The 25,264-nt window shown below is 73.2% G+C and carries 22 protein-coding genes and 1 pseudogene; 10 read left to right on the forward strand and 13 right to left on the reverse strand.

The window, feature by feature from the left end; translation table 11 throughout:
* The first annotated feature begins 218 nt into the window (after nucleotides 1–218).
* Nucleotides 219–1,709, forward strand: a complete 1,491-nt coding sequence (zwf, locus tag HK417_RS02555) for a glucose-6-phosphate dehydrogenase (protein WP_222262985.1) — start codon at nucleotides 219–221, stop codon at nucleotides 1,707–1,709.
* Between the two features lie 103 nt (nucleotides 1,710–1,812).
* Here the strand turns inward: zwf and fahA are convergent, their stop codons facing one another.
* The 6 genes from fahA to HK417_RS02585 form a co-directional block, all read right to left on the reverse strand.
* Nucleotides 1,813–2,997, reverse strand: a complete 1,185-nt coding sequence (gene fahA, locus HK417_RS02560; protein WP_222262987.1) for a fumarylacetoacetase — start codon at nucleotides 2,995–2,997, stop codon at nucleotides 1,813–1,815.
* On the reverse strand, nucleotides 2,994–3,878 hold the full coding sequence (locus HK417_RS02565) for a hypothetical protein (RefSeq protein WP_261325731.1): 885 nt from the start codon (nucleotides 3,876–3,878) through the stop codon (nucleotides 2,994–2,996). The genes fahA and HK417_RS02565 overlap by 4 nt, the downstream gene beginning before the upstream one ends.
* A complete protein-coding gene (locus HK417_RS02570) occupies nucleotides 3,875–5,089 on the reverse strand; it encodes a homogentisate 1,2-dioxygenase (RefSeq protein ID WP_222262989.1) in 1,215 nt (404 codons plus the stop codon). Before HK417_RS02570 ends, HK417_RS02565 begins: the two co-directional genes overlap by 4 nt.
* 18 nt (nucleotides 5,090–5,107) lie before the next feature.
* Complete coding sequence (locus tag HK417_RS02575; RefSeq protein WP_222262991.1) at nucleotides 5,108–6,997, reverse strand: FAD-dependent monooxygenase; 1,890 nt, start codon at nucleotides 6,995–6,997, stop codon at nucleotides 5,108–5,110.
* Nucleotide 6,998: 1 nt separating this feature from the next.
* Nucleotides 6,999–8,354 (reverse strand): MFS transporter, encoded by a 1,356-nt coding sequence (locus HK417_RS02580; RefSeq protein WP_222262993.1) that lies wholly within the window; start codon nucleotides 8,352–8,354, stop codon nucleotides 6,999–7,001.
* 102 nt (nucleotides 8,355–8,456) lie between these two features.
* Complete coding sequence (locus HK417_RS02585) at nucleotides 8,457–9,407, reverse strand: LysR family transcriptional regulator (protein ID WP_222262995.1); 951 nt, start codon at nucleotides 9,405–9,407, stop codon at nucleotides 8,457–8,459.
* Between HK417_RS02585 and HK417_RS02590 the strand changes: the two genes are divergently transcribed.
* Entirely contained in the window at nucleotides 9,376–10,446 is a 1,071-nt protein-coding gene (locus tag HK417_RS02590; RefSeq protein ID WP_308123332.1) for a nucleotidyltransferase domain-containing protein, read from the forward strand. The two genes, HK417_RS02585 and HK417_RS02590, sit on opposite strands and share 32 nt — an antisense overlap.
* 10 nt (nucleotides 10,447–10,456) lie before the next feature.
* Here the strand turns inward: HK417_RS02590 and HK417_RS02595 are convergent, their stop codons facing one another.
* The 5 genes from HK417_RS02595 to HK417_RS02615 form a co-directional block, all read right to left on the reverse strand.
* Complete coding sequence (locus HK417_RS02595) at nucleotides 10,457–11,266, reverse strand: TetR/AcrR family transcriptional regulator (protein WP_222262997.1); 810 nt, start codon at nucleotides 11,264–11,266, stop codon at nucleotides 10,457–10,459.
* 30 nt (nucleotides 11,267–11,296) lie between these two features.
* Entirely contained in the window at nucleotides 11,297–12,529 is a 1,233-nt protein-coding gene (gene glgC / locus HK417_RS02600; RefSeq protein ID WP_222263000.1) for a glucose-1-phosphate adenylyltransferase, read from the reverse strand.
* Between the two features lie 227 nt (nucleotides 12,530–12,756).
* Entirely contained in the window at nucleotides 12,757–13,722 is a 966-nt protein-coding gene (locus HK417_RS02605) for a carbohydrate kinase family protein (RefSeq protein WP_222263002.1), read from the reverse strand.
* A 69-nt stretch (nucleotides 13,723–13,791) separates the two neighbouring features.
* A complete protein-coding gene (gene fucP, locus HK417_RS02610) occupies nucleotides 13,792–15,132 on the reverse strand; it encodes an L-fucose:H+ symporter permease (protein ID WP_222263004.1) in 1,341 nt (446 codons plus the stop codon).
* Between the two features lie 131 nt (nucleotides 15,133–15,263).
* Complete coding sequence (locus tag HK417_RS02615) at nucleotides 15,264–15,566, reverse strand: putative quinol monooxygenase (protein ID WP_222263005.1); 303 nt, start codon at nucleotides 15,564–15,566, stop codon at nucleotides 15,264–15,266.
* A gap of 264 nt (nucleotides 15,567–15,830) precedes the next feature.
* Here HK417_RS02615 and HK417_RS02620 point away from each other — a divergent pair, with 264 nt between their 5' ends.
* From HK417_RS02620 to HK417_RS26865, 3 genes are all read left to right on the forward strand, one after another.
* Complete coding sequence (locus HK417_RS02620; protein ID WP_222263007.1) at nucleotides 15,831–16,292, forward strand: hypothetical protein; 462 nt, start codon at nucleotides 15,831–15,833, stop codon at nucleotides 16,290–16,292.
* A gap of 169 nt (nucleotides 16,293–16,461) precedes the next feature.
* The gene (locus tag HK417_RS02625) at nucleotides 16,462–16,623 is read left to right on the forward strand and encodes a hypothetical protein (RefSeq protein ID WP_222263009.1); all 162 of its coding nucleotides are present in this window, start codon (nucleotides 16,462–16,464) and stop codon (nucleotides 16,621–16,623) included.
* A 1,325-nt stretch (nucleotides 16,624–17,948) separates the two neighbouring features.
* On the forward strand, nucleotides 17,949–18,866 hold the full coding sequence (locus HK417_RS26865) for a sensor histidine kinase (RefSeq protein ID WP_261325774.1): 918 nt from the start codon (nucleotides 17,949–17,951) through the stop codon (nucleotides 18,864–18,866).
* Here the strand turns inward: HK417_RS26865 and HK417_RS26870 are convergent.
* Nucleotides 18,831–19,205, reverse strand: a pseudogene (locus HK417_RS26870) (response regulator transcription factor); the annotation flags it as partial. The gene HK417_RS26865 and the pseudogene HK417_RS26870 sit on opposite strands and share 36 nt — an antisense overlap.
* 31 nt (nucleotides 19,206–19,236) lie before the next feature.
* On the opposite strand from HK417_RS26870, the gene HK417_RS02640 reads away from it, so the two are divergent.
* The 3 genes from HK417_RS02640 to HK417_RS02650 all read left to right on the forward strand — a co-directional run bounded on the left by HK417_RS02640 (nucleotide 19,237) and on the right by HK417_RS02650 (nucleotide 23,518).
* Nucleotides 19,237–19,911 carry a response regulator gene (locus HK417_RS02640; protein WP_222263013.1) on the forward strand — a complete coding sequence of 225 codons (675 nt, stop codon included), beginning with the start codon at nucleotides 19,237–19,239 and terminating at the stop codon, nucleotides 19,909–19,911.
* Between the two features lie 168 nt (nucleotides 19,912–20,079).
* The gene (locus HK417_RS02645; protein WP_222263015.1) at nucleotides 20,080–22,170 is read left to right on the forward strand and encodes an EAL domain-containing protein; all 2,091 of its coding nucleotides are present in this window, start codon (nucleotides 20,080–20,082) and stop codon (nucleotides 22,168–22,170) included.
* 97 nt (nucleotides 22,171–22,267) lie between these two features.
* A complete protein-coding gene (locus HK417_RS02650; protein WP_222263017.1) occupies nucleotides 22,268–23,518 on the forward strand; it encodes an erythromycin esterase family protein in 1,251 nt (416 codons plus the stop codon).
* Nucleotides 23,519–23,520: 2 nt separating this feature from the next.
* On the opposite strand, the gene HK417_RS02655 is transcribed toward HK417_RS02650, so the two are convergent.
* Nucleotides 23,521–24,060: a hypothetical protein gene (locus tag HK417_RS02655; RefSeq protein WP_222263019.1), complete on the reverse strand. Its 540-nt coding sequence runs from the start codon at nucleotides 24,058–24,060 to the stop codon at nucleotides 23,521–23,523.
* 121 nt (nucleotides 24,061–24,181) lie between these two features.
* Here HK417_RS02655 and HK417_RS02660 point away from each other — a divergent pair, with 121 nt between their 5' ends.
* Together HK417_RS02660 and HK417_RS02665 are read left to right on the forward strand one after the other, a co-directional pair.
* Nucleotides 24,182–24,652: a DoxX family protein gene (locus tag HK417_RS02660; RefSeq protein ID WP_222263021.1), complete on the forward strand. Its 471-nt coding sequence runs from the start codon at nucleotides 24,182–24,184 to the stop codon at nucleotides 24,650–24,652.
* Nucleotides 24,653–24,789: 137 nt separating this feature from the next.
* On the forward strand, nucleotides 24,790–25,215 hold the full coding sequence (locus HK417_RS02665) for a hypothetical protein (RefSeq protein ID WP_222263023.1): 426 nt from the start codon (nucleotides 24,790–24,792) through the stop codon (nucleotides 25,213–25,215).
* The last annotated feature ends 49 nt before the right edge of the window (nucleotides 25,216–25,264 follow it).

The raw sequence follows: 25,264 nt of genomic DNA on the forward strand, positions 1-25,264 counted from the left end.
CCATCCTTCGCCGGGGCGCGGCCGGTCAAGGCCTCGTGGTGGCGGGACGGTGCGGGGCACGCCTGCGACTCGTCGCGGCAACGCACGCGCTGCGGCCTGCTCCCAGCGGGGCCACCTGGTCCGCCGCCCTCATCTCCGGCACCGGGCCGTGGCCGCCAGTGCAGAGGCGCGGTGTCAGGGCTGTCGGTGGTGCCCCGACGCGGGCATGCTCCCGGCACATGAACGTCGACTCCGATCGCCGCTCACCGCCGTGCGTCCTCGTGATCTTCGGCGCCTCGGGTGATCTCACCGCTCGCAAGCTGCTACCCGCTCTCGCGCAGCTGGCCGGTTACGGAGCCCTCCCCGCGGAGGTCGCGCTGATCGGCGTGGCCCGCACGCCCATGACCGACGACGAGTTCGCCGAGCGCTGCCGGCGGAGCGTGGCTGGTGAGAGTTCCCCGCGGTGGAACGAACTGACGGCGGCAGCCCGCTACGTCGGTGGCGGCTACGACGACCCGGCGACGTACCAGCGGCTCGCGGAGGTCCTGGCCGACTGCGATCAACGGCACGGGACCGCCGGCAACCGGGTCTACTACCTCGCGACGCCGCCCCGCCTGTTCGGGCCGATCGCGGTGAGCCTCGGCAAGGCGGGGCTGTCCGTGCCGGCCGGCGACAGCTTCATCCGCGCGGTCGTCGAGAAGCCGTTCGGCTGGGACGAGATGAGCGCCCGGGACCTCTATGCGGAGCTCTCGTCGGCGTTCGTGGAGGAGCAGATATTCCGGATCGACCACTACCTGGCGAAGGAGACGGTGCAGAACCTCCTCGCGCTGCGGTTCGCCAACTCCATCTTCGAGCCGATCTGGAACCGGACCTGGGTCGACAACGTGCAGATCACCGTCGCGGAGACCCTGGGCGTCGGCGAGCGGGGCGGCTTCTACGAGACCACCGGGGCGATGCGCGACATCGTCCAAAACCACGTCCTGCAGGTGCTCTCGCTCTTCCTCATGGAACCGCCCACGTCCTTCCACGCGGAGGCGATCCGCGACGAGAAGGTGAAACTGCTGCGCGCGATCCAGCCGCTGGAGGAGGAAGCGGACATCGCGGCGAACGCGGTGCGCGGGCAGTACACCCGGGGCGGCACCCGCGACGACCTGATGCCCGGGTACCGCGACGAACCCGGTGTCGACCCGCTGAGCTCCACCGAGACCTTCGTGGCGATGCGGCTCGAGGTCCAGAACTGGCGCTGGACAGGCGTTCCGGTCTACGTGCGGACCGGCAAGCGCCTGCCCGCGCGGATCACCGAGGTGGCCATGGAGTTCCGCCGTCCCCCGCAGCTGCCGCTGTTCCCCGGGACGGCCGCGGGGCTGGAGCCGGACGCCCTGATCGTGCGTGTGCAACCCGACGAGGGGCTGAGCCTGCGGTTCGGCGCGAAGGTGCCCGGACACGCCTTCCGGGTCCAGAAGGCCTCCATGGACTTCTCGTACGAGAGCTTCGAGGAGCAGTCCCCCGACGCCTACGAGCGGGTCATCCTGGACGCGCTGATCGGCGACCCCACGCTGTTCATCCGCGCTGACGAGGTCGGCCGCTCCTGGCGCATCGTCGACCCCGTGATGCAGTACTGGGCCGGCGACGCGCACCCCATCCCGCTCTACCAGGCAGCCACCTGGGGGCCTCCCGAGGCGGGTTCGCTGATCGCCCGCGACGGCCGGAGCTGGCGTCACTCGACCTGAGAGCCGCGCACGCAGCAGCCGGACCACAGTGCCGGCCGGCCACTGCCCGGTGTCGCGGACCGATGGGGCTGAGCGCCTCGAGGGCAACGGTCACCTCCACCCCTCAGTCGGTGCAGGTCGCCGGCAGGATGCGCCCGCGGGCCTCGCCGAAGCCGAGCCGGGTGCCGTCGGGTCCCGGGGCCGACGCGGTGATCACGACCTCGTCGCCGTCCTCCAGGAAGGTGCGCTGCTCCCCGTTCACGGTGACCGGCTCCGCGCCGCCCCAGGTGAGCTCGATGAACGCCCCGCGGGACTCCTTCGCCGGACCGGAGATCGTCCCGGAGGCGAAGACGTCGCCGGTCCGGGACGGGGCTCCGTTGACCGTCAGGTGCGCCAGCATCTGCGCCGGCGACCAGTACATCTCCCGGTAGGGCGGGCGGCTGACCTCCTGCCCGTTCCACTGCACCGACAGGTCGACGTCCAGCCCCCAGGGGCGCTCCATCGACAGGTAGGGCAGCGGCTGCGGGTCCTGCACCGGGGTGGCCACCTTCGCCGCCTCCAGCGCGAGCAGCGGCACGACCCAGGGCGAGATGGTGGAGGCGAAGGACTTGCCGAGGTTGGGACCCAGCGGCACGTACTCCCACGCCTGGATGTCCCGCGCCGACCAGTCGTTGAAGACGACGACGCCGAAGACGTGCCGCTCGACGTCCTCGACCGGGATCCGCTCGCCCATCGCCGACCCCGCGCCGACGACGAAGCCGAGCTCCGCCTCGATGTCCAGCCGCACCGAGGGCCCGAACACCGGCGCCGGGTCGTCCGGGCCCTTGCGCTGCCCGCACGGCCGGACCACGTCGGTGCCCGAGACGACGATCGAGCTTGCCCGCCCGTGGTAGCCGACCGGCAGGTGCTTCCAGTTGGGCATCAGCGGATCGGGGTTGTCCGGCCGGAACAGCCGGCCGAGGTTGGCGGCGTGGTGCTCCGACGCGTAGAAGTCGACGTAGTCGGCCACGTCGATCGGCAGGTGCAGGGTGACGTCGGCCAGGTCGTGCAGCGCCTCGTCCGGGACGTCGCCGGTCACGCGCTCGGCGATCTCCCGGCGGACGGCGACCCACCGGTCGTGCCCCTGGGCCATGAACGGGTTCAGCGTCGGGGCGGCGAACACCTCGTCGCCCAGCAGGACGGCGAGGTCGACCACCGTGTCCCCGAGGCGGGTGGCGACCCGCGGCGCGGAGCCGGCGACGGAGTAGACGCCGTACGGCAGGTTGTGCGGGCCGAACAGGGAGCCCCCGGGAACGGTCACGGTGGTCATCGGTGATCTCCGATCGAGGCGGTGGTCGGGACGAGGGTGGGGTCGAGCAGCCCGAGCGCGACCAGCTCCTCGAGCGGTTCGGCGATGCTGCAGGTGCCGAAGGAGCGGAACTGCTCCCGCACCCGGTCGCTCCGGTCGCCCAGGGCGGAGGACCGGTCGGCCAGGACCGCGGGGTCCCGCTCGGCCAGCAGGCGCTCCACCTCGGCGGTGTCGGCGCCGGCGAGGGCGGCGTCCACCGCGGTGAGCACGTTGAGGAAGCCGTGCTGCTCGAAGCCGGTCGCCGGGTCGGTGTTGCGGATCGCGTGGTGCAGGCCCGCGGTGGCCTTGACCGGCAGACCCGCCCGCGCGGTGTCGACCAGGGCCCGGGCGAGCTCCTCCTCCCCGGGGTACAGCTCGGCCCGCACGCCGCCGGTGCGGAGCTTCGCCAGCAGTCCGGTGCCGGCGAGCGCCCGGACGAGGTCCGGGCGGCGCTCGTCGCGCGGCAGCTCGACGAAGACCGGGACGTCGGGACGCCCGGCGCGGGCCGCGTCGAGCACCGGCACCACCGCGGCGGCGCCGATGCCGGCCGGGACGGCGACCTCCACCGCGACCACCCGAACGGCCGCGATGCCGCCGGCCGCCGCCTGGGCTCCGGCCACGGCAGCGGGCTCGGGGACGGTGAGGGCGACGTCGAACGACCTCGCCGGCCGGCCGGACAGCAGCCCGGCCAGCTCGGGCAGCGCGGCGGCCGCGACCACGAACGGGCCGACCAGCCGGCGGTGCGGGCCGGCGTGGTGAGCCAGGTGGGCCGGCACGGCCTGCGCGAGCGGCAGGTTGCCGGGTGGGAACACCGCCGCGTCGTCGCACAGCCGCTCGAACAGCCGGGGCACCGTGCCGGTCATGCCGGCTGCTCCGCCCGGAGCCGCCGGCCGCCCGACCAGGAGTAGGCGTACCGGCCGTCGTCCGTGGCCCGGGCCGCCTCACCGAGCTCCAGCGGCCGGAAGGTGTCGACCATGACGGCGAGCTCGTCGAAGAACTCGGCGCCGATCGAGCGCTCCACCGCGCCCGGCTGGGGACCGTGCGGGTGCCCGCCCGGGTGCAGGCTGATCGAGCCCTGCCCGATGCCGGAGCCCTTGCGGGCCTCGTAGTCGCCGCCGCAGTAGAACATCACCTCGTCGGAGTCGACGTTCGAGTGGTAGTAGGGCACCGGGACGGCCAGCGGGTGGTAGTCGACCTTGCGGGGCACGAAGTTGCAGACCACGAAGTTGTTGCCCGCGAACACCTCGTGCGCCGGCGGGGGCTGGTGGATCCGGCCGGTGATCGGCTCGTAGTCGGCGACGTTGAAGGCGTACGGGTACAGGCAGCCGTCCCAGCCGACGACGTCGAAGGGGTGCTGGGGATAGGTGTGCACCGTGCCGGCGATGCCGCCCGGGCCGGGGCCGCGGTGCTTGATGTGCACGTCGACGTCGGTGCCCTCGACGACCCGCGGCTCGGCCGGCCCGCGCAGGTCCCGCTCGCAGTACGGCGCGTGCTCGAGGAGCTGGCCGTACCGCGACAGGTAGCGCTTGGGCGGGCCGATGTGCGAGTTGGCCTCGATCGCGTAGATCCGCACCGGCCCGCCGGTGGGCACCACGTCGTAGGTGGTGGCCCGCGGGACGATCACGTAGTCACCCTCGCCGACGGACAGGTCCCCGAACAGGGTCCGGACCTCGGCCCGGCCGGACTCGACGTAGAGGCACTCGTCGCCGATCGCGTTGCGGTACAGCGGGCTCGGGGTGTCGGCGACCACGTAGGACAGCCGCACGTCCCCGTTGCCCAGCAGCAGCCGCCGGCCGGTGACCGCGTCCACCCCGGTCGCGCCGCCGTCGAAGAGGGCGTGCGTGGCGAAGTGCCGCGGCGCCATCGGGTGGTTGGGGGTGAGCGTCTGGTCCGGCAGCTCCCAGGCGCGCACGTCCACCACCGCCGAGGGGACGTTGACGTGGTAGAGCAGCGAGGAGTCGGAGGAGAAGCCCTCCTCCCCCATCAGCTCCTCGGAGTACAGCCCCCCGTCGGGGGTGCGGTGCTGGGTGTGCCGCTTGCGGGGGACGGAACCGGCGGAACGGTAGTACGGCATGTCAGGTCTCCTCGGAGGTCAGCGGGTGGAGGCCGCGGTCGAGACGGCGGCCAGGAAGTCGTCGGCGCCGACCCGGTCGGCCAGCAGCAGGGCCAGCCGGGCCAGGACGCCCTCGCGGTCGCCGGCGGGCACGGCGTCCAGACCGGCGGACAGCGCGAGCCAGGCGGCCTCGCGCGCCGCCTCGGCGGGCGGCAGCGCGACCGCGTCCGCACCCTGCTGCGACGGGCCGGCCGCGGTGGGCCGGCCGGCGCGCAGGTGGGCCGGCAGCCCGGCGTGCCCAGCCACCGGTCCCCGCGCCAGCAGCAGCCCGTCGGGGCGGACGAGGAACACCTCACCCGGCCGGGCTCCCCACGCGGCGGCCAGCTCACCGAACGCGTCGTCCAGCTCGGCGACGAACGGCGGGGCGTCGGTCTCCGGGGCCACCAGCGCCAGGCCGACCTCCTCGGCGCCCAGCGACGCGGCCAGGTCGTCCTGCAGGCGGGCGGTGTCGGCCACCGCCGCCGGATCCAGGCCGAACCCGACCAGCAGGAAGCCGCGGCCGCGGACCTGGTCGAGGCTGGTCTCCTTGCCGTCGGCCAGCCGGACCCGGCGGTCGCCCACTGGGTCGCCGGGCAGCAGCCCCGGGGTGCCGGGAGCGGCGGCGACGGTCAGCGGTGAGCAGCGGGCGTGGGTGGCGCTGCTCTGCCGCGGGTTGATCAGGTGGCTGAACTCCGGCCGCACGGTGGCCAGGGCCAGCAGCGCGTCGCGGGTGACCCGGTGCCCGTGGCTGCCCGGGGTCATGATCAGCGTCGACTTGCCGGCGTTGGCCACGTTCTGCTCCCAGGCGTGGTGCCGCTCGGCCGAGTAGGTGTCCAGCAGCGCGGGGTCGGCGACCCCGCCGAGCACCGCGGCCAGCATCCAGGCCAGCGTCTCGGCGTCCTCCATGCCGGAGTTCAGCCCGCGGACGCCGAAGATGGGGACGAGGTGGGCCGCGTCGCCGGCGAACAGCACCCGGCCGTGGACGAAGCTGTCCAGCGCCAGGGCGTGCGCCTTGTAGAAGCCGAACCACTCCAGCGTCCACGGGCCCTCGCGCCCCAGCCAGGCCAGGTGGTCGGTGATCCGGGCGCGGATCCGCTCCTCCTGGGTCTCGGCCTCGGCGTCCTCGCCGGGGTCGAGCTGGTAGTCGATCCGCCAGATGTCGTGGGGCTGGCGGTGCATGATCACCGTCGAGCCGGGGTTGCTCGGCGGGTCGAACCAGACCGTCCGCTCGGCCGGCAGGTCCGCGGGCCAGTGGATGTCGGCGATGACGTAACGGCCCTCGTAGCTGGTGCCCTGCAGCCGGACGCCGGTGAGCTCGCGCATCCGGCTGCGCCCGCCGTCGGCGGCCACGACCCAGCGGGCCCGCAGGTGCCGGTGCCCGGCCGCGGTCTCCACCTCCAGGTCCACGCCGTCCTCGTCCTCGGTGAACCGGGCGACGGGGGCACCCCAGTGCAGGGTGACCAGCGGGTGCGCCGCGCAGGCGTCGGCCATGACCTGCTCGAGCTCGGACTGCGAGACGTTGACCATCGGCGGCCGCACGGCGTGCGGCTCGTTCGGCATGCGGAACCGCAGCACCTCGACGTCGCGGTAGAAGCTCCGGCCGCCCTCCCAGGGCATCGCCAGCCGGGTGAGCTCCTCGCCGAACCCCAGCCGGTCGGCGACCTCGAGGCTGTGCCGGGAGACGCAGATGGCCCGGCTGCCGAAGGAGACCCCGGTGGCGGCCTCCAGGACGGTGACGGGGATGCCGCGGTGGGCCAGGCCCAGCGCCACGCCCATCCCGACCGGGCCGGCGCCGACCACCACGACGGGCAGGGCCGGGCCGGTCGCCGTCATGGACGGGAAGGTCGCGGGCTCGTACTGGCGGGGGCGGTAGTAGGGGGAGGTCGTCATGTCAGGCCACCTTCTCGACGAGCGGCTGCAGCTCGGGCTGCGCCGGGGCGGGGACGAGCGCCGCAGTCGTGCGGCGGGGACGCAGGAGGACGATGGCGCAGGCCAGGCTGATCAGGCTGACGACCACGAAGTACGCGGAGATGGCCAGCGTGGTGCCGTACCGGGCGTACAGCCAGGTCGCCAGGAACGGGGCGAGACCGCCGCCGAGGATGGCGCCCACCTGGTAGGCCAGCGAGGCGCCGCTGTAGCGCAGGTGCGCGGGGAACAGCTCGGCGAACACCGCCGACTGGGGGCCGACCGTGCAGCCCAGGACGAAGGCCAGGGCCGGCATCGCCACGAGCATCACCGGCACCGCGGCCGTGTCGATCAGCGGGAAGAACACCGCCGACGTCGCGAGCAGGGCGATCGCCGAGCTCACGTAGACCCGGCGCCGGCCGAGCCGGTCGGAGAGGTGTGCGGACAGCGCCATGCCCAGCATCCAGACCGGGCAGGAGGCGATCAGCAGGGTGAGCATGGTGCCCCGGCTGAAGCCGAGCTCCGTCGTCCCGTAATTCAGGACGTAGACCATGAAGACGTAGGCGACGCCGTTGGTGGCGATGAACGTGCCGCCGGCGAGCAGCACGGTGCGCCAGCTGGTGGCGAGCACCTCCACGATCGGGATCCGGGCGATCCGGTCGTCGTCGGCGGCGGCCTGGAAGGCCGGGGTCTCCATCACGCCGAGGCGGATCCACATCGCGACGGCGATCAGCGCGACGCTGAACAGGAACGGCAGCCGCCAACCCCACGCCAGGAACTGCTGCTCGTTCATCGACTGGGTGCACACCAGGAAGACGACGTTGGCCAGGATCACGCCGGCGGGGACGCCCATCTGCGGCGCGGAGCCGTAGAGCCCGGCCTTGCCCGGCGGGGCGTGCTCGGTGGCCATCAGGACGGCGCCGCCCCACTCGCCGCCGACGCCGATGCCCTGGACGAAGCGCAGCGCGACCAGCAGGACCGGCGCCCACGCGCCGATGGAGTCGTAGGTGGGCAGCAGCCCGATGCCGACCGTCGCGGTGCCCATCAGCACCATCGAGATCACGAGCATCGACTTGCGGCCGGTCCGGTCGCCGAAGTGGCCCATCACGACCCCGCCGATGGGCCGGGCGATGAAGCCCACGGCCAGCGTGGCGAAGGCGGCGAGGGTGCCGGCGAGGTCCGAGGAGCCGGGGAAGAACTGCGGCCCGAGGACGAGCGCGGCCGCCGTCCCGTAGATGAAGAAGTCGTACCACTCGATCGCCGTGCCGACGAAGCTGCCCGCGACAGCCCGCCGCACGGTCTTCTGGTGCGGGCTCCGGTGGGGCGTGACCGTAGTCGCCATCAGCTGACCTTCCGCTCTGGGAGGACGGCCGCGTCGCCGTCTCGCACACCAGAGTGGGCGCGCTCACCTCTGCTGAAAAGCGGCCGTTTCGAACGAGCTACCTCAGCTTTTCCGGGGTAGGCCGAGGCTGCCGTCGGCGGCCATCCGGACGGCGTGGTTGATGAACGCCCGCGACGCGCGACTGAGCAGCGAGTCCGGCGGCCAGACCACCGCGACGGGGACGTGCGGCAGGGGCGGCCGGGCGACGTCCTTGACCACCACCGGCCGGCCCTCGTAGGTCACCGAGGCGCTCGGGCGCTGGAGCAGCAGCGTCCAGCCCAGTCCGCGGCCGACGAAGGCGCGCGCCGTCTCGTAGGTCCGGGCCCGGTAGACCACGTGCGGGCTGAAGCCGGCGCGGGCGCAGCACGCGAAGGCGTGCGCCGAGCTGGGTGGGGCGTCCAGCAGCACCATCGGGTCGTCCCGCAGGTCGGTGAGGTCGAGCGGGCCGGGGACCTCGGCCAGGCGGTGGTCCGCGGGCAGGACGACCCGGGGGGTCAGCTCGGCGAGGGCGGCCGACCGCCAGGTCGGGTCGAGGTCGATGTCGTAGACGATCGCGAGGTCGAGCTCCCCGCTGTCGAGGCCCTTGCTGAGCTGGTCCTGGGTGTTCTCGTGGACCTCCAGCCGCGCGTCCGGATGGGTGCGGGTGAAGTCGCTGATCAGGGCCGGCAGCACGGTGGGGGCCAGGGAGGGGTAGCAACCGAGCCGGACCAGCCCGCTGACCCCGCGCTCCTCCCCCCGGGCGTCGGCCTGGAGCTCGTCGGCCTGGTGCAGCAGTGCCCTCGCCCGGGCCAGCACCGCCTCCCCGGTGGGGGTCAGGCTCACGCCCTTGGCCTTCCGGCGGCGGAGGAGCTGGGTCTGCAGGGCGCGTTCCAGCTCGGTCACCGCCGCGGAGAGCGCGGACGGCGAGGCGTGCAGCTTCTCCGCGGCCGCCGAGATGGTCCCGGCCTCCGCCACGGCGACGAAGGCGGCGAGCTGGTTCATCGTGAACGCGGGAGCGCCCTCGGCCCTGGCCACCGCTCGACGCTACTGCCTGGACCGCCCGTTCCCGGCCGGCCAGCCACCGAGCAGCAGCCGCCGGACGGCGATCAGCGCGACGGTCGACCGATCCCGACGTGGTGACGACGTCCCCGCCGAGCCGGGCGTGCTGGCGCTCGACGCGCACGACGAGCTGGCGGAGTTCCTCGCCGGCGTCCTGGTGGCCGCCCGGTGGGTCCGCGCGCTGCATGCTGCGGGGGTGATCGGAGAGCAGCAGCTCGCCGACCTCGCCCTCCGGCTGACCGCCGTCGGCGGCGTGGTCGGCGTGGTCCTCGGCGGCAGCCGGGCCCGCGGCACCCACACGGCGACCTCCGACGTGGACCTGGGCATCTACTACCGGCTCCCGCTCGACGTCGCCGGCCTCGGCATCGTCGCCCGCGACGTCGCCGGGCCGGGAGCCGCCGTCACCGACCCGGGTGCGTGGGGGCCGTGGGTGGACGGCGGCGCCTGGCTGCACGTCGAGGACACCGCGGTCGACTGGATCTACCGGGACTTGGACCGCGTCCGCACCTGCTGGCGGGAGGCGCAGGCGGGACGCTTCGCCTTCCACGCCCAGGTGGGACACCCGCTGGGGTGGCCGGACTTCGCCTACGCCGGGGAGATCGCGCTGGGCCGCGTGCTGGCCGATCCCTCCGGCGCACTCGGGGAGCTGCACGAGGCCACCGGTCGCGTTCCGCCGGCGCTGCGGGAGACGGTGCGGACCCGGACCCTCTGGGAGGCGTCGTTCACCGTCGACATCGCCCGCAAGGCGCTCCCCCGGCGGGACACCGCCTACGTCGCCGGGTGCCTGTTCCGGGCCATCGGCCTGTGCTGCCACGCGCTGCACGCCCGGGCGGGACGGTGGCTGATCAACGAGAAGGGGGCCGTCGCCGCGGCGGGCCTGCTGGACGGCGCACCGCCGGCCTTCGCCGACCGGGCCCACGGCATCCTCGGCGAGCTGGGCACGACGGGCGAACGCCTGGCCCGGGCGGTCGACCTCGCCGCCGACCTCGTCGCGGAGACCGCGCGGAGCGGATGAGCCGCCCCCGTCAGTGCCGGCCGGGGTCGCCGTCCCGGGGGTGCCGCAGGCCGTGCAGGGCCGCCGCCACCACGCGGTCGGCGTACTCGGCGGTCAGCGGTCCGCTGTGCTGGAACCAGCGGCTGAGCAGCGGACCCCAGATCAGGTCGACGGCGAGGTCGAGGTCGAGGTCGGCGGGCAGCTGGCCGGCCCGCTGGGCGCTGCGCAGCCGGGTCTTCTTCAGGTCCGCCATCGGCCGGGCGAGCCGCTCCTCGTAGACCGCGGCGAGCCCGGGGTCGCGCAGGACCTCGGTGCTGAGCGCCCGCATCGGCTCGGCGTAGGCGGGGTCGTTGAGCTCGTCGACGGTGGCCCGCAGCACGACCTTGAGGTCGGCCTCCAGGTCGCCGGTGTCCGGGAGGGCGGACTCGCCGTCCTGCCCCTCGCTGAGCATCAGGAGGGCGTCGAAGAGGACGGCGGCCTTCGACGTCCACCAGCGGTAGATCGTCTGCTTGCCCACGCCGGCGGAGGCCGCGATGCCCTCCATGGTGAGGCGGGCGTAGCCGACCTCACCGACGAGCGCGAAGGCGGCGGTCAGGATCGCCCGCCGGGCGCTCTCGCTGCGCCGGCGCGGGTCCGGCGCCGTCCGCGGCGCGATGGTCATGGGCAGAGCGTAGCCGAACGAGACGGACCGTATCGTCTTGATGAGCTCGGGCCGCACCGCCGCTCCCCGGGCGCCCGTGCGGCCAGGACGTCGGCGGGCGACCGCGCCGTGATGGTGCCCGGCGCGGGGGCGGCGCAGGCGCTGCTCGCGGCCGACCAGCTCGACGAGCTGGAGCTGCACCTCGTCCCGGTCCGGCGCGAGCAGCGGCGGTCAGCTCCGGACCCGCAGGCCCTTGCCGATGACCACGATCCCGTTGTCGGAGACGGTGTAGAGCTCGCGGTCGCGGTCGAGGTCGACGCCGACCTTCGCGCCCTCGGGGACGACGACGTCCTTGTCGAGGATCGCGTTGCGAACCACGGCGTTCCGCCCGATCTGGACCCCCTGCATGAGCACCGAGGCGTCGACCTGGGCCCAGGAGTGCACGTGCGCTCCCGGCGAGAGGACCGACCGGCTCACGCTGGAACCGGACACCACGGACCCCGGCGAGAGCAGTGTCTCCACGGCCATCCCGACACGACCGGCCGAGCCGTGCACCGACCGGGCCGGTGGCCACGGGTCCTGACTGGTCAGGATCGGCCACTCCGGGTTGTACAGGCTGAACTGCGGGTCGACGGAGATCAGGTCCATGTGGGCGTCGTAGAAGCTGTCCAGGGTCCCGACGTCACGCCAGTACCCGCGCTCGCTGTCCCGCTGGCCGGGGACGTCGTTGTCCCGGAAGTCGTACACGCCGGCCTCACCGCGGTCGACGAGCATCGGCACGATGCTCCCACCCATGTCGTGCTTGCTGTCCGGGTCCGCTGCGTCCCGGTCCAGGACGTCGACGAGGACGCTGGTGGTGAACACGTAGTTGCCCATCGAGGCGAAGACCTCGTGGGGCGCATCCGGCAGGCCGCGGGCATCCGTGGGCTTCTCCCGGAACGCCGAGATCCGCCGGCCACCCTCGTCGACCTCGATCACCCCGAACTGGTCGGCCATGGCCAGGGGCTGGCGGATGGCGGCAACGGTGACCCCGGCGCCGGACTCGATGTGCTGGTCGACCATCTGCCGCGGGTCCATCCGGTAGATGTTGTCCGCACCGAAGACGACGACGTACTCGGGCGCCTCGTCATTGATCAGGTTCATGCTCTGGTGGATCGCGTCCGCGGACCCGGCGAACCAGCGTGGGCCCAACCGCTGTTGCGCCGGCACCGGGGTGACGTAGTTGCCCAGCAGCGTGGACAGCCGCCACGTCTTGCTGATGTGCCGGTCCAGGGAGTGGCTCTTGTACTGGGTGAGCACCACCAGCTTGAGGTAGCCGCCGTTGACCAGGTTGGACAGGACGAAGTCGATCATGCGGTACATGCCGCCGAACGGCACCGCCGGCTTCGCCCGGTCGGCGGTGAGGGGCATCAACCGCTTCCCCTCACCACCCGCGAGCACCATCGCGAGCACGTCAGTCGCCACGAACGCGGAACGTAGCCCTCGCACATGCCGTCGACCAGGGTCGTCGGCCCGGTGCGTTCACCGGGTCGGCGTGTGACGCAGGACACACCGGCCGACGTCGGTTCCCAGACCGTCGGCAACGGGCTGCGGGGCGACCTGCTGACCCGCGAGTACCCGCCGGACGTGCAGGGCCGGGGTGCACGTGGCGTAGTGATCGCCGCGGCGACGTGGGTGGCTCGTCGCGGTGATCAGCGCGGGCCGGTGCCGGTGGACTGCCGTGTCGGCGATCGAGGAACGCGGGCAGCCTCGACCTCCGGCCAGGTCGGCGGGTTGGCACCCGGACGGGAGCAGGTGATCGAGGCGATGAGGCTGGCCTCGTCCAGAACGCTGATCAGGCTCGACTCGTCGATCGCGGACAGGGCCTCGCGGCGGACACCGCCGATCAGGTCCGCACGGCGCAACCCGTCCAGCAACCCTGCGGTGAAGGAGTCACCCGCACCCACGGTGTCGACGAGGTCGATGGGGGTCGCCGGCCGGTTGAGCTCCAGGTGGGCCGTGACCGCGAAGACACCTTCACCGCCGCGGGTGACGACGACGAGGGGCGCACCCAACCCGAGCCAGTCCCTGGCCACCTCCTCGTCCCGGCGGTCGGGATAGAGCCAGTGCAGGTCCTCGTCGCTGACCTTGACCACGTCGGACAGGGCCACGAGGTGCTCGATCCCCGGCCTGGCCGCCTCCGGGGACCCAAGGAGGGCCGGGCGCACGTTGGGGTCGTAGGAGATGGTGACCCTCCCCCGCTCGCGCTCCCGTTCCAGGAGATCCGTCACCTGCGCCGCACCGGGCGCCAGGACGGTCGCCAGCGAGCCGGTGTGCAGGCACCGGGTCTCGATCGGCAGGGGCGCCAGGTCCCCGATGTCCCACTCGATGCGGAAGTCGTAGCTGGCGACCCCCGCGGCGAGGCTCGCCACGGCCAGGCTCGTCTTGGCGCCGGCATCGGACCCGCCGTCGACCCGGACGCCGCTCTCCTCCAGGTGCGCGGACACCATCTCGCCGAAGGCATCCCGTCCGAGGCGCGTCCACAGCGTCACCTCGTCCCCGAGCCGGGCAAGCCCGAGCGCGACGTTGGCCGGGCTGCCGCCCGGGTGCGCGACGAGCGTTCGGCTGCCCCGTTGCCCCACCAGGTCGACGAGTGCTTCCCCCACCACCACGAACATCCGCCTGCTCCTATCGACGAGAGCGTGTGCCGGTACCTCGGGGACCGGCGGGTGAGCACAGCCACCTGGTCAGTGCGCGGCACCCTCGGTCACGAGGGGGCCACCGTGCCGGGAGGACCGGAGGTCGAACAGCGCGTACGCCGCCACGAACGCGAGGCAGATCGCGGGGACCAGGAAGCCGATGTTCGTGTCGGCCGAGTCCATGATGAGGCCCTGGACGGGTGGCAGCAGCGCTCCCCCCAGGATGGCCATGACCAGACCTGCGGCGCCGAACTTGGTGTCCGGGCCCAGGCCCTGCAGCGCCACCCCGTAGATCGTCGGGAACATGAGCGACAGGCTCAGGGAGATGCCCACGACGGCGATCAGGCCCAGCATGTTGGGCGACACCACGGCCACCACGGAGAGCACGACGCCCAGCGCCGCCATGGCGAGGAGCAGCTTCGTCGGCCGGATGATCCCCAGCAGGTAGGTCATGACGAAGCGTGCGATGAGGAAGACGATCAGGCTGGCCTGCAGGTACCACCCCGCGGTGTCCTCGGAGACACCCACCACGTCCATGGCGTACTGGATGGTGAACGACCACGCGCAGACCTGCGCACCGACGTTGAGGAACTGGGCGGCCACCCCGAAGCGGTAGTGACGGTTGTGCCAGAGGCGGCCCGCTGCCCCGCCCGACGTCTCCTCCAGTCCGAAGTGGGCGTGTTCGTCGGGCGTGTCGATCTTCCGGAAGGCGATGAGCAGCCAGATGATCAGCAACGCGATGGCGATTCCGAGGTAGGGCCCGAGCACCAGGGACAGGTCCTGCTCCTGGGCACGTGCGAGCTCCGCCGGCGTCATGGACGCCTTCTCCTCGTCCTTCGTGATGCGGGGCAGGATGAGGACGGCCCCGAGCAGGACGCCGATGTTCGCGCCCACCGGGTTGAACGCCTGCGCGAGGTTCAACCGCTGGGTGGCGCTGATCTCGGGACCCATCGCGATCACGAACGGATTGGCCGAGGTCTCGAGGATGGAGAGCCCGGCCGCGAGCACGAACAGCGCGATGAGGAAGAACCCGTAGGCGAGCAGCTGGCTCGCCGGGATGAAGAGGAACCCACCCAGCGTGGCCAGCCCCAGACCGGCGAGCACACCGGTCTTGTACCCGAACCGCCTGTTGATCAGGGCCGCGGGGATGGCGAGCGCGAAGTAGGCCCCGTAGTACGCGAACTGCACCAGCGCGGACTGGAAGTTCGACATCGTGAAGATCTGCCGGAACACACCGACGAGGACGTCCGTGAGGTTGGCCGCCGACCCCCACGCGGCGAAGCAGGCGACCACCAGGACGAACGGGACGGTGAGCCCTGGATAGACCAACCCGGCCTTGGCTGGTCCCCCGACGTTCGGTTGTTGCTGGAGCGGGGACGGTCGGGCCATGGGATCCACCCCTCACCGACGCGGGAAGGCAAGCTGCCTGTGACTCACGTCACACCCGCGCAGCGAGAGTAGCGGGGACCCGGGGCACATTCCAGCCGGGCTGACTCGCTCCCTGCGGATCCGCAGCGGCGCTACTTCTCGTCCATCAGCCGCAGGTCCGACGGTTCACGGAGCAGGTCCTCCAGGATGCGGTTGCCCTCGGTGTTGTAGGGCTGCTGCATGTGCTCGTCCCAGGCGGCACGGGACCGGAACATCTCGAGCATCACCCAGTTGTCCGGGTCGTCCTGTGGCTGCACGAGGTGCATGAAGACGCACCCGGGCTCGGTGAGGGTCTGCCTGCGCATGGACTGCAGCTGCGCCTCGGCCTCTGCGAGCCGGTCCTTGCGCGGCTTGATGGTGACGACGAGGAACAGCGCGCGATCCGGTTCGGTCATGGGCGCGTTCCTACACCCGCGCCGGGCCCCGCAGTGGAGTGCCAGGCGTCCAGCTCGGCTCCGCATCCGTTTCCACGGGCCGGGATGAGCGGTACGGTTCCGCCGTCGATCTCCTGCTGCCGGACCCCCGGAGCACCAGGTGGGCGAAGCGCCCATCCGCCTCTCCCGCCGTGGCCCGACGTCGGTTCGAGACCGGTGGTGGGCCCGCGACGTCGCCGCGTCGCCTCGGTCCGCGCGCGTCCAACGGTTGGTCCGGAGGAAGTCATGCACCGTCACCTCGTCGTGGCGAACCAGTCGCTCGACAGCGACGAGCTCATGCAGCTCGTGCGTGAGCGCGTGGCCGCTGGTCCCGCCGAGTTCTGGTTCGTCGTGCCGGCGACGCCGGTGAAGGACCTCGCGACCAACGCCATGCCGGTCCCCATGCCCGTGATGGGCGGGACCCCGACGTTGCCGGCCCCGCCGGCGGAGGCGCGGAAGTTGGCGCAGGCCAAGCTCGACACCGTCCTGCAGAAGCTGACCACTGCGGGCGTGCGCGCGAACGGCACGGTGGGCGACCCGGACCCCGTGCGCGCGGTCGAGGAGGCCACGGCCACCGGCGAGTTCGACGAGATCATCGTGTCGACGCTCCCGGCGCGGGTGTCCCGCTGGCTGCACCAGGACCTGCCCGGTCGTCTGGAGCGCCGGTTCCACCTGCCCGTGACGCACGTGGCCGCCCGGGACGTGTGACCCTGACGGACCGGTCGGTGCCCTGCACCGGGGCCAACGGTCGTCGGCCAGGGCGGCAACGCCACGCCGTCGTGCGTGCGCGACCTCACCCTGACGACTGGAACAGTGCCCGAGCCCGCGTGGCTAGCCTTGGTGTCACTGTTCGATCACCGGAGAAAGAGGTGCCCGCATGTCTCGTTTGACCACTCAGCTCGTCGAGGTCGCCCGCCGGAACCTCGATGCGTTCCTGCCCTGGAGTCCCCTCACCGGGCTCGGCCGGGCCAGCGAACTGGCCGCGCAGCACTCGGCCTTCGCCACCGAGCGCGAGCCCGAGGGGCGTTCCGCGGTCTGATCCACCGGTCCGCCACTGGACCGGGAAGCCACACCTGCACTCGGCTCTCCGTCGGACGACGCCGTCGCGGAGAGCGGGTCGTGCACCGCCGCTCACTCACCCAGCACGTGCTGCATGAGCGCCTGGACGGCGGACTCCCGATCGCTGACGGTGGACGGCCCGATCCCCTCCGCCAGGCGCTGTGGACGTCCTCGCAGCCGGAGCGCATGGAGCGCCTCGCTGCCCGCAGAGCCCCCTGCGCCGGCCGGCGGCCTCCCCCACGCGGACAGGGGGCCCGGCGCGCAGGCCCGCGCCCGTGATCGAGGGGATCACTGCGCCCAGCCACGGCGTGTGAGAGCCTGGTGCACCAGCCCGGCAGCAGCGCGGCGTGAGCCGCCCAGGTCCTGCCGGCACCTCGGCCAGCAGCGACATGCGGAGGCGGCGTGCCGCACTCGACCTCCTCGCTGATGCGGGCGACCACCTGGGTCACGCTGGTGCTGGGGACGGTCTACGCGGTCACCCTCGTGCCGGGGGTCCGCCCCACGCCGGGCTATCACGCGGGCATCGACTGGTGGCTCAACATGACCGTCGACGGCCTGGTCATCCTCGTGCTCGTGCTCCGCTGCGCGTTCGACCGCAGGGATCGGCTGGCCTGGCTGTTCATGACCGCGGGGCTCGTCACGGCCTTCGCCGCGAGCACCGCGTACTTCGCGTACTACCGGGACCTCGACCCGATCCCGAGCCCCTCGTGGGCGGATGCGGGGTGGGTGCTGTTCTACGCACTGCTCGCCATCGGACTGGTGCTCAGGTTGCGCGCCCGAGCGCGCAGGATGCCGTTCAGCCTCTCGCTCGACGGGCTGATCGCCGGCCTGACCGCCGCGGCGCTGGCCGAGACCTTCGTCGACGGAGCGCAGGTCCCGCTCGGCGACGACGGCGTCGCAGGGGTGACGGCGGCCTACCCCATCGCCGACCTGCTCCTCCTGGCCCTGGCTGTCGCCGCGCTCGCGATCCTCGGCGTCGGCGTCGGCTGGTCCTGGTGGCTGCTGTGCGCGTCGTTCGTCACCTTCTTCGTGACGGACGCGACATACGCGGGCCTGGTGGCCAGAGACGCCTACGCGGGCGGCCAGCCGGTCGACCTGGGGTGGCTCCTGGCGCGCCTGCTGCTGGCCGGCGCGGCGCTGGCCTCCCTGCGCCGGACAGAGGCTCGGCCCGTGGACCTCGAGGGGGTCAGCGTCCTGGCCCTTCCCGGTGTCTGCGGGCTGGCCGTCCTGGGGCTGTTGTCCTACGGCATCCACGCAGAGGTCAGCCCCCTCGCCGCTCTCATGGCGCTGACTGCCGGGGTGCTCATGGTCGGGCGCACCGCGCTGACGTTCCAGGAGCTCCGCCGCCTCACCGAGGACCGCCAGCGCGCTCTCAGTGAGCGCCTCGTCGAGATCCAGGACGACGAGCGGGCCCGCATCGCCGCCGACGTCCACGACGACTCCATCCAGGCGCTCGCGGCCGTGGACCTGCGCCTGGGCGCCCTCCGGAACCGGTTGCGCCACCGTGCACCCGGGGAGGCCGCCGCCGTCGAGATCGTGATGGACGCCGTGCACGGCGCGAGCGTCCGGCTCCGCCACCTGCTCTTCGAGTTGGAGACGCCTGTTCTCGACGCGTCCTTGACCGACGGGCTGCGTGACGCGGCGGTCCAGGTCTTCGAGGACAGCGACGTGGCGTGGTCTGTCGAGGACCGGGGGGAGGCCCCGTTGCCGCAGCAGACGCGGGTGTCGGCGTACCGGATCGCCCGCGAAGCGATGGTCAACGCCCGCAAGCACGCAGAGGCGCGCCGCGTGACCGTCACCGTCGACGCGACCGAGCGTGGCGTGGAGGTGCACGTCGTGGACGACGGCCGGGGCGTGGGCCATGCGGCATCCGCGCGGTCCGGGGGCCGTCACTCCGGGGTGGTGGCGATGCGCGACCGTGCGCTGGCGTCGGGCGGCTGGTGGCGGTCGGAGCTCGGTCCGGACGGCGTCGGCACGGCGGTGTCGTTCTTCCTGCCGATGTCCAGTGCAGGAGCCGCCGACGCGTCGCGGACGGCTCCGCAGTCAGCGGGAGAGCAGGTGGCGGACGAGGTCCGGCGCGCCGGGCACGCCGATGACGAGATGGCCCTGCAGGCACGTGCGCAGCAGCGCGGGGAGGTCGCCGGCGACGGTCCCCTTGAGCAGGTAGGCAGACCCACCGGCAGCCAGCACGGCCGTCCACGTCGCAAGGTCCGCTTGCGCTGACAACCCGACGACGACCGGCCGATGCGGCAGCGCGACCAGCCGCCGGACGAGGTCCGGCCCACCTCCCGACATCCGCACGTCGGTCAGGACGAGTGCCGCACGGAGCTCGCGAGCGGCAGTCACCGCGTCGTCACCGTTGGCCGCCGTCCCGACGACTGTGAAGTCCAGCTCCTGGTCCAGCAGCGCTGCCAGGGCGGACCTGATGCGCTGGTCGTCATCCGCGATGACGATGGCGGTCTCACCGCACCCTGAGGACGCCACGGGACCACGCTCGCCCACGGCCGTCGGGGTTGTCGTGATGCGAGCGCACCGAGCGTCTAGTGCGCGCGCACCAGACACCCCCGGGCAGGTCGCATGTCAGACTCGGAACGTGAGCGGGTTCTGCACGCAGGGCGGCCCCTCGCGCGCCAGGGTCCGTGTCTTGATCGTGGACGACCACCAGATGTTCACGGCCAGCCTGGCGCAGGCCCTGCAGTCGGAGTCCGACCTCCAGGTCGTCGGGCAGGGCACGTCGATCGCCGAAGCTCGGGACTTGATGGCGTCGACGGCTCCGGACGTCGTCCTGCTGGACCACCGTCTGCCCGACGGCGACGGCGTGGGCGCCCTCGCCGACCTGCACCGCCTCCGACCCTCCGCGAACATCGTGGTGCTGACCGCCACGACCTCCGATCGCCTCCTCGTCACCGCCATGGAGGCCGGCGCTGCCGGGTTCATCGCCAAGACCCAGCAGCTGGACGACGTGCTCGACGGGGTGCGGGCTGCTGCCCAAGGCGAATCCGTGGTCAGTGCCAAGCTGCTCACCCGACTCCTCCCGCGCCTGCGCCGGCAGGGCGGCGGCGGCTCGGCCGAACTGACCGAGCGGGAGCGCGAGATACTCGACCTGCTGGCGAGGGGCCTCTCCAACGCCGACATCGCCCAGCAACTGACGATCAGCGTGCACACCGTGCGCAACCACGTGGCCAACCTGTCGGCCAAGCTCGGTGCGCATTCCAAGCTCGAGGTCCTGTCGATCGCCGTCCGGGAGGGCCTGGTCGACAGCGTCTGACCGTCGGTCGGCGCCCCGGCTCAGAGCGCCCGAGCGGGCCGGCGCCTAGTGCAAGCGCACCAGACGGTTGGCACGGGTGCATCTGGTCCGGCTCTGCCTCCTCGAACAGGCTGGAGGGCGGCCGGTGCGCAGCCGCGTGCCGACTCGCGCCAGCACAGGAGCAGCCAGGTGGCCAGGGCACAGGACGGAGCAGGTGCGCCGGTCGCGACCGGGGACCTGCACACCACGGCGTCCGCGTACGACGGGCCCACCGCTGCCTCCCCCGGTGCCGACCCGGCACCGACCGCGCTCTTCTCGTGCTCGCTGTCCGGCACGGTGCTGGCCGCGGGGGCAGCGCTCGCCCGGCTGTCCGGCCGACCCCTCGTCGACGTGGCCGGCGTCCCGGCGCACGAACTGCTGCACGCCTCCTCCCGAGAACGGCTGCAGGACATCCTGCGGGCGACCCGGGACGGCGCGCTGTCCGGGGCCACGACCCTCCGCTTTCGGCACGTCGCCGGCTCCGACCTCGAGGTGCCCACGTCCTGGGCGGTGCTGGCCGGCGGTAGCGCGGACGCCACCCAGCTCGTGTTCGTCCGCCTCGATGGCCGGCCGGCCCGGGAGCGACCGCACCAGGACGGTCCGGAGCCGCAGCCGGACCGCAGGCAGCTCCTCGCCCGACTGACCTGTGCGCTGGGCAGAGCCGACCACCCGACCGCCGTCCTGATGGTCGACCTGGACCACTTCAGGATGGTCAACGCCTCGCACGGGCACGACGTCGGCGACCGGCTGCTCGCCGGGATCGGCGCGCGTCTCAGAGCAGCGGTGTCCCGCCGGCAGATCGTCGCCCGCTGCGGTGACGACGAGTTCGCCGTGATCTGCGAGGACACGGACGAGCTCCAGGCGCACGCGCTGGCCCGCCGTCTGCTCGACGCGGTGGCCGAGCCCTTCCTCATCGGCGACGGCGCCGTGCACGTCACGGCGTCCATCGGCGTCGCGGTCGCGCCGGCGGAGCCGACGGTCTCGGCGATGGATCTGCTGCGCCGCGCCGACACGGCCGTGCATGCGGGCAAGAACGCCGGCCGCGGCCGGGTGCACGTCTTCGAGCAGGCGCTCGGCCAGGACGTGGCACACCGGTACGCGCTGGCGACCGACCTGCGTGCAGCGCTGGCGGACGCGGCGCTCCGCCTCGAGTACCAGCCCATCGTGGACCTGCCGTCAGGGGCCGTCATCGGCATGGAGGCACTGGCGCGATGGACGCACCCGGAACGCGGTCCGGTGTCGCCCAGCAGCTTCGTCACCGTCGCGGAGTTCAGCGGGCTGGCTCCCGAACTCGACCGGTGGGTCATCCAGCGAGCCGTCCAGGACATGGCCCGCCTGCGCCAGGCGGGCGTCGTGCCCGAGGACGCCTACGTCGCGGTGAACCTGTCGGCCGCCAGCCTGACCGACGCCTCGGTCCTGGACCACCTGGTCAGCTGTACCGACGACTTCGGCCTGCCGGCCACGCAACTGGTCATCGAGATCACCGAGACGGCGATCATGCGGAACACCGATCTCGCCGTCGCGCTGCCCCGACAGCTCCGCAAGCACGGCTTCCGGGTGGCGATGGACGACTTCGGCACGGGGTACAGCTCGTTGGCCTACCTCCGGGACCTCCCCATCTCGACCCTGAAGCTCGACCGCAGCTTCGTCGCCGACCTCACCGAGCAGCGGGATGCCCTGGCGATCGTCGCGTGGGTCGTCGACCTCGCCCGGACCGTGGGGGTCGCCGTCGTCGCCGAGGGCGTGGAGACCGCGGAGCACGCCGCACTCCTCCAGGAACTCGGCTGCGTCACCGCGCAGGGCTGGCTCTGGGGTCCGGCCCGCCCCATGACGGCGCTGCTGAGCGGACGCGAGTGGAGTACTCCGCTGGCCACGGGCAGCGGGCAGGGCCCGCGGGCCGGAGCGACGCGGCCCGTCGTCCGGGACGCCGGCATCGCGCACGGCCTGCAGCGACTGCTCCAGCTGCACCGGAACGGAGCGAACATCGCCACGATCACCGCCGCCTTGAACGCCGAGGGCTTCCGCACCCCCACCGGTCGGCGCTGGCGCCGATCCACCGTCGCACGGCTCATCTCCGAGCGGATCCGGCGCAGCGCCAGGCGGCCGGACGACTGCCCAAACGCGCGGCGGGTCGCCTGGCGCGTCGAGCCGGCAGCGCGTCCACCCGCGCGGTCCCCGTCGGGCACGGGCGGGTCCGACGTCCAGGCGCCGCCCGGGGCGGACGACGCCGGATGGCCATGACGGACCTCGGGTGCCGGGACGCTGGATCCCGCGCGGACCGTGCCGGTCGCGGAAGAGCCTGCGCTCCGGACAGCGGTTCCCTGGCGTCGGGTCCATCATGACGTTCCGCGTCCACCAGCTCGCAGGCCTCGACCCGGACGCCCCGCTGGACGACCTCGAGCCGTTGCGCGGGGTCATCGGCTCCGCCCGGGTGGTCGCCCTCGGCGAGAACGCGCACTTCATCAGCGAGTTCGCCCGGCTGCGGCACCGCATCCTGCGGTTCCTGGTGGAGCGGTGCGGGTTCACCGTGCTGTCCTACGAGTCCGGGTTCAGCGAGGGCCACGCCCTCGACGAGTGGCTGCAGGGCGACGGCCCGGACGACGAGCTGCCCCGGCTCGCCGAGGACTGCATCCCCGCGGGCCTGGCGCGGCCGGCCGAGGTGCGGGACATGTTCCGGTGGGTGCGTGCGCGCAACGCCGCGAGCACCCCGCCGGTCCGCTTCGCCGGCATCGACGTCCCCAGCGCGGCCGGCTCCCTGCTCCCCTCGCTGTCCCCCCTGGCCGGCTACCTGGCCGCGGTGGACCCCGCCGCCCGGCAGCTGCTGGACGCGGCCGTCGACATCGCGACCGGCATCGCCGGCACGACCCAGGCACAGGCGGCACCCGACTACCTGGCCCTGGACCCGGCCCTGGCGGACGCGCTGACCGCCGCCCTGAGCCGGCTCGCCGACCGCTTCGACGCGCTGGCACCCACCTACCTCGACGCCGCCGGCCAGGCGGCCTTCGACGTCGCCCGGTGGCGGCTGGAGGGCGCGCGGGCCGCCGACCATCAGCTCCGCGGCATCGCCGGGGCGACCGCCGGCACCGCCCTGCCCGCCGCCGCCACCTCGCGCGAGCGGTACATGGCCGCGACCGTCCGCTGGTGGCTCGACCGGCTCGACCCCGACGCCCGCCTGGTCCTCATGGCCCACAACGCCCACGTCCAGCGCACCCCGGTGGTCTACGAGGGCGAGGTGCAGGTGTTGCCGATGGGGCTGCACCTGGACCGGGCGCTCGGTGCCGACTACGCCGCCGTCGCGCTGACCAGCGGCGGCGGCCGGACGGCGGCGCTGTACCCCGACGCCGACGTGGGGCCGTACGGCTTCCGGGTCGAGGACGCGGTCCTGGAGCCCCCGGAGCCGGGCAGCGTCGAAGCGGCGCTGGCCGGGGTCGGTCTCGCCCTGGCGGACCTGCGTCCCGCGCGCGGCGACGGCACCGGCCCGGACCGCATCCGCCTGGACACCGCCTACCTCTCCGCGCCGGTGGCCGACGCCTTCGACGCCGTCGTGCACGTCCCCCGGTCCCGGATCGCGGTCGACCTCGGACTCTGAGGTCAGGCGGCGCCGGACGAGGCGATCACCAGGGCGCCGCGCTTGGTCACCCGCACCGGGGGCCGGAGTTCCTCGGCCGCCCGCGTGGCGGCGTCCGGCGGCGCCTGCCGGCCGAGGAGGTGGTCGCGAACCGCGGCCGCGTCGGGCAGCGTGACCAGCGGGGCGTCCCACCGTGCACCGCCACGTGCCCGAAGACCTCCCCCACCAGGGCTGACGCGTCCTCGGCTCGAACGACGTCCCTGGGCGCCGCCAGAACCGCGCGAGCTCCGGCGGGTCGTCCCTGCCGATCGCCGACGCCAGCAGCGTCCCGCCCGGCCGCAGCGCACCATCGCGGCCGCGGCGTCGAGCCCGACCAGCTCCGGCCCGGCCGGGAGCTCCGCCCGCAGCGGGCCGTCGCCGCCGCCGACGTCCAGGACCCGCTGGGCGCCCAGCGCGACCAGCCGGGACGCGACCTCGGCGTAGAGGCTGGCCGAGGAGTGGGCCCGCGTGACCGCCATGCCCAGCCGGTAGCGCTCCGGCGCCGAGTCGTAGTCGACGACCACGCCACCTCCGCGGTCAGCGTGGCACCGATCGGTGGACCCGGGACCGACGACTCCGCGCTCCCGAGGGAGTCATACCGGTGGGACCTCCCGACCGGCCCACCCGCAGGAGAGGAACGCGACCATGACGACCATCGACCGGATCACGCACACCCGGGACACCGCGCTCGTCAGGACCGCCCGCGACGTCGTGCTGCTCCTGGCACGGATCGGCCTCGGCGTGATCATGTTGGCGCACGCCAAGCTCGAGTACGACTTCGGTGGCAGCCTCGCCGGGGTCGGACGGATGTTCGCGGAGTCGGGCATCCCCCTGGGCACCCTCACCGGCCCGGCGAACGTCCTGTTCGAGGTCGTCGGCGGGATCGCGATGATCCTCGGCGCCGCGGTCCGGCTCGTCGGCGTCCTGATGGCGCTGAACATGGCCGGCGCCTGGATCTTCGTGCACACCAGCGGGCTGCTCGCCATGGACCACAACGGCCCCGAACTGGTCATCGCGCTCGGCCTGCTCAGCCTGGTGCTGGCGGTGACCGGGTCGGGCCGCTTCGGGCTGGACCACCTGATCGCCCGGCGCCGCGCGTCGCGGACGGCGACCTGACGACACCGCCGGTCGATGAGCACGGTCGCGGTACCGGACCGCACCCGCCGAGCCCGCCGGCTGGGCGTGAACACCCGTCGGGCGGTGCTGGTGACGCACATCACCAGCGCGGGGCCTGGCTGGGGGTCGACGTGGCGATGGCGGCGCTCATCGGCACCGCCATCGCCGCCGACGACCCCACGACCCGAACCTCTGCGCTGCTGGTGCTCCAGCGGGTCACGATCGGGCCGTTGCTGGCCTGCGGACTGATCTGCCTCGCCAGCGGCCTCGTGCTCGGCCTCGGCAGCCGCTGGGGCGTGCTCCGCCACTGGTGGGTGGCGACCAAGCTGGCGCTCAACCTCCTCCTCACGGCGCTGGTCCCGGTCGCACTGCTCCCCGAGGTGACCGCACAGGCAGCGCAGGCCCGCCGTTCCCTGGCCGGCGCGCCGGTGACCTTTGATCTCTCCGACCTCGGCTATCCGCCGATCGTCTCCCCGGTCCTGCTGCTGACCGCCATCACGCTCTCCGTGGTCAAGCCGTGGGGACGCGTCAGGAGGCGCCGGGCGACGACGGAGAGCGAGTGACCCTCCCCGGTCCACGGGTACTCGTCGGGTCGTCCTTGACCGAGCTCGC

It is taken from the genome of Modestobacter marinus (genome assembly GCF_019799945.1).
GTDB lineage: Bacteria > Actinomycetota > Actinomycetes > Mycobacteriales > Geodermatophilaceae > Modestobacter > Modestobacter marinus_B.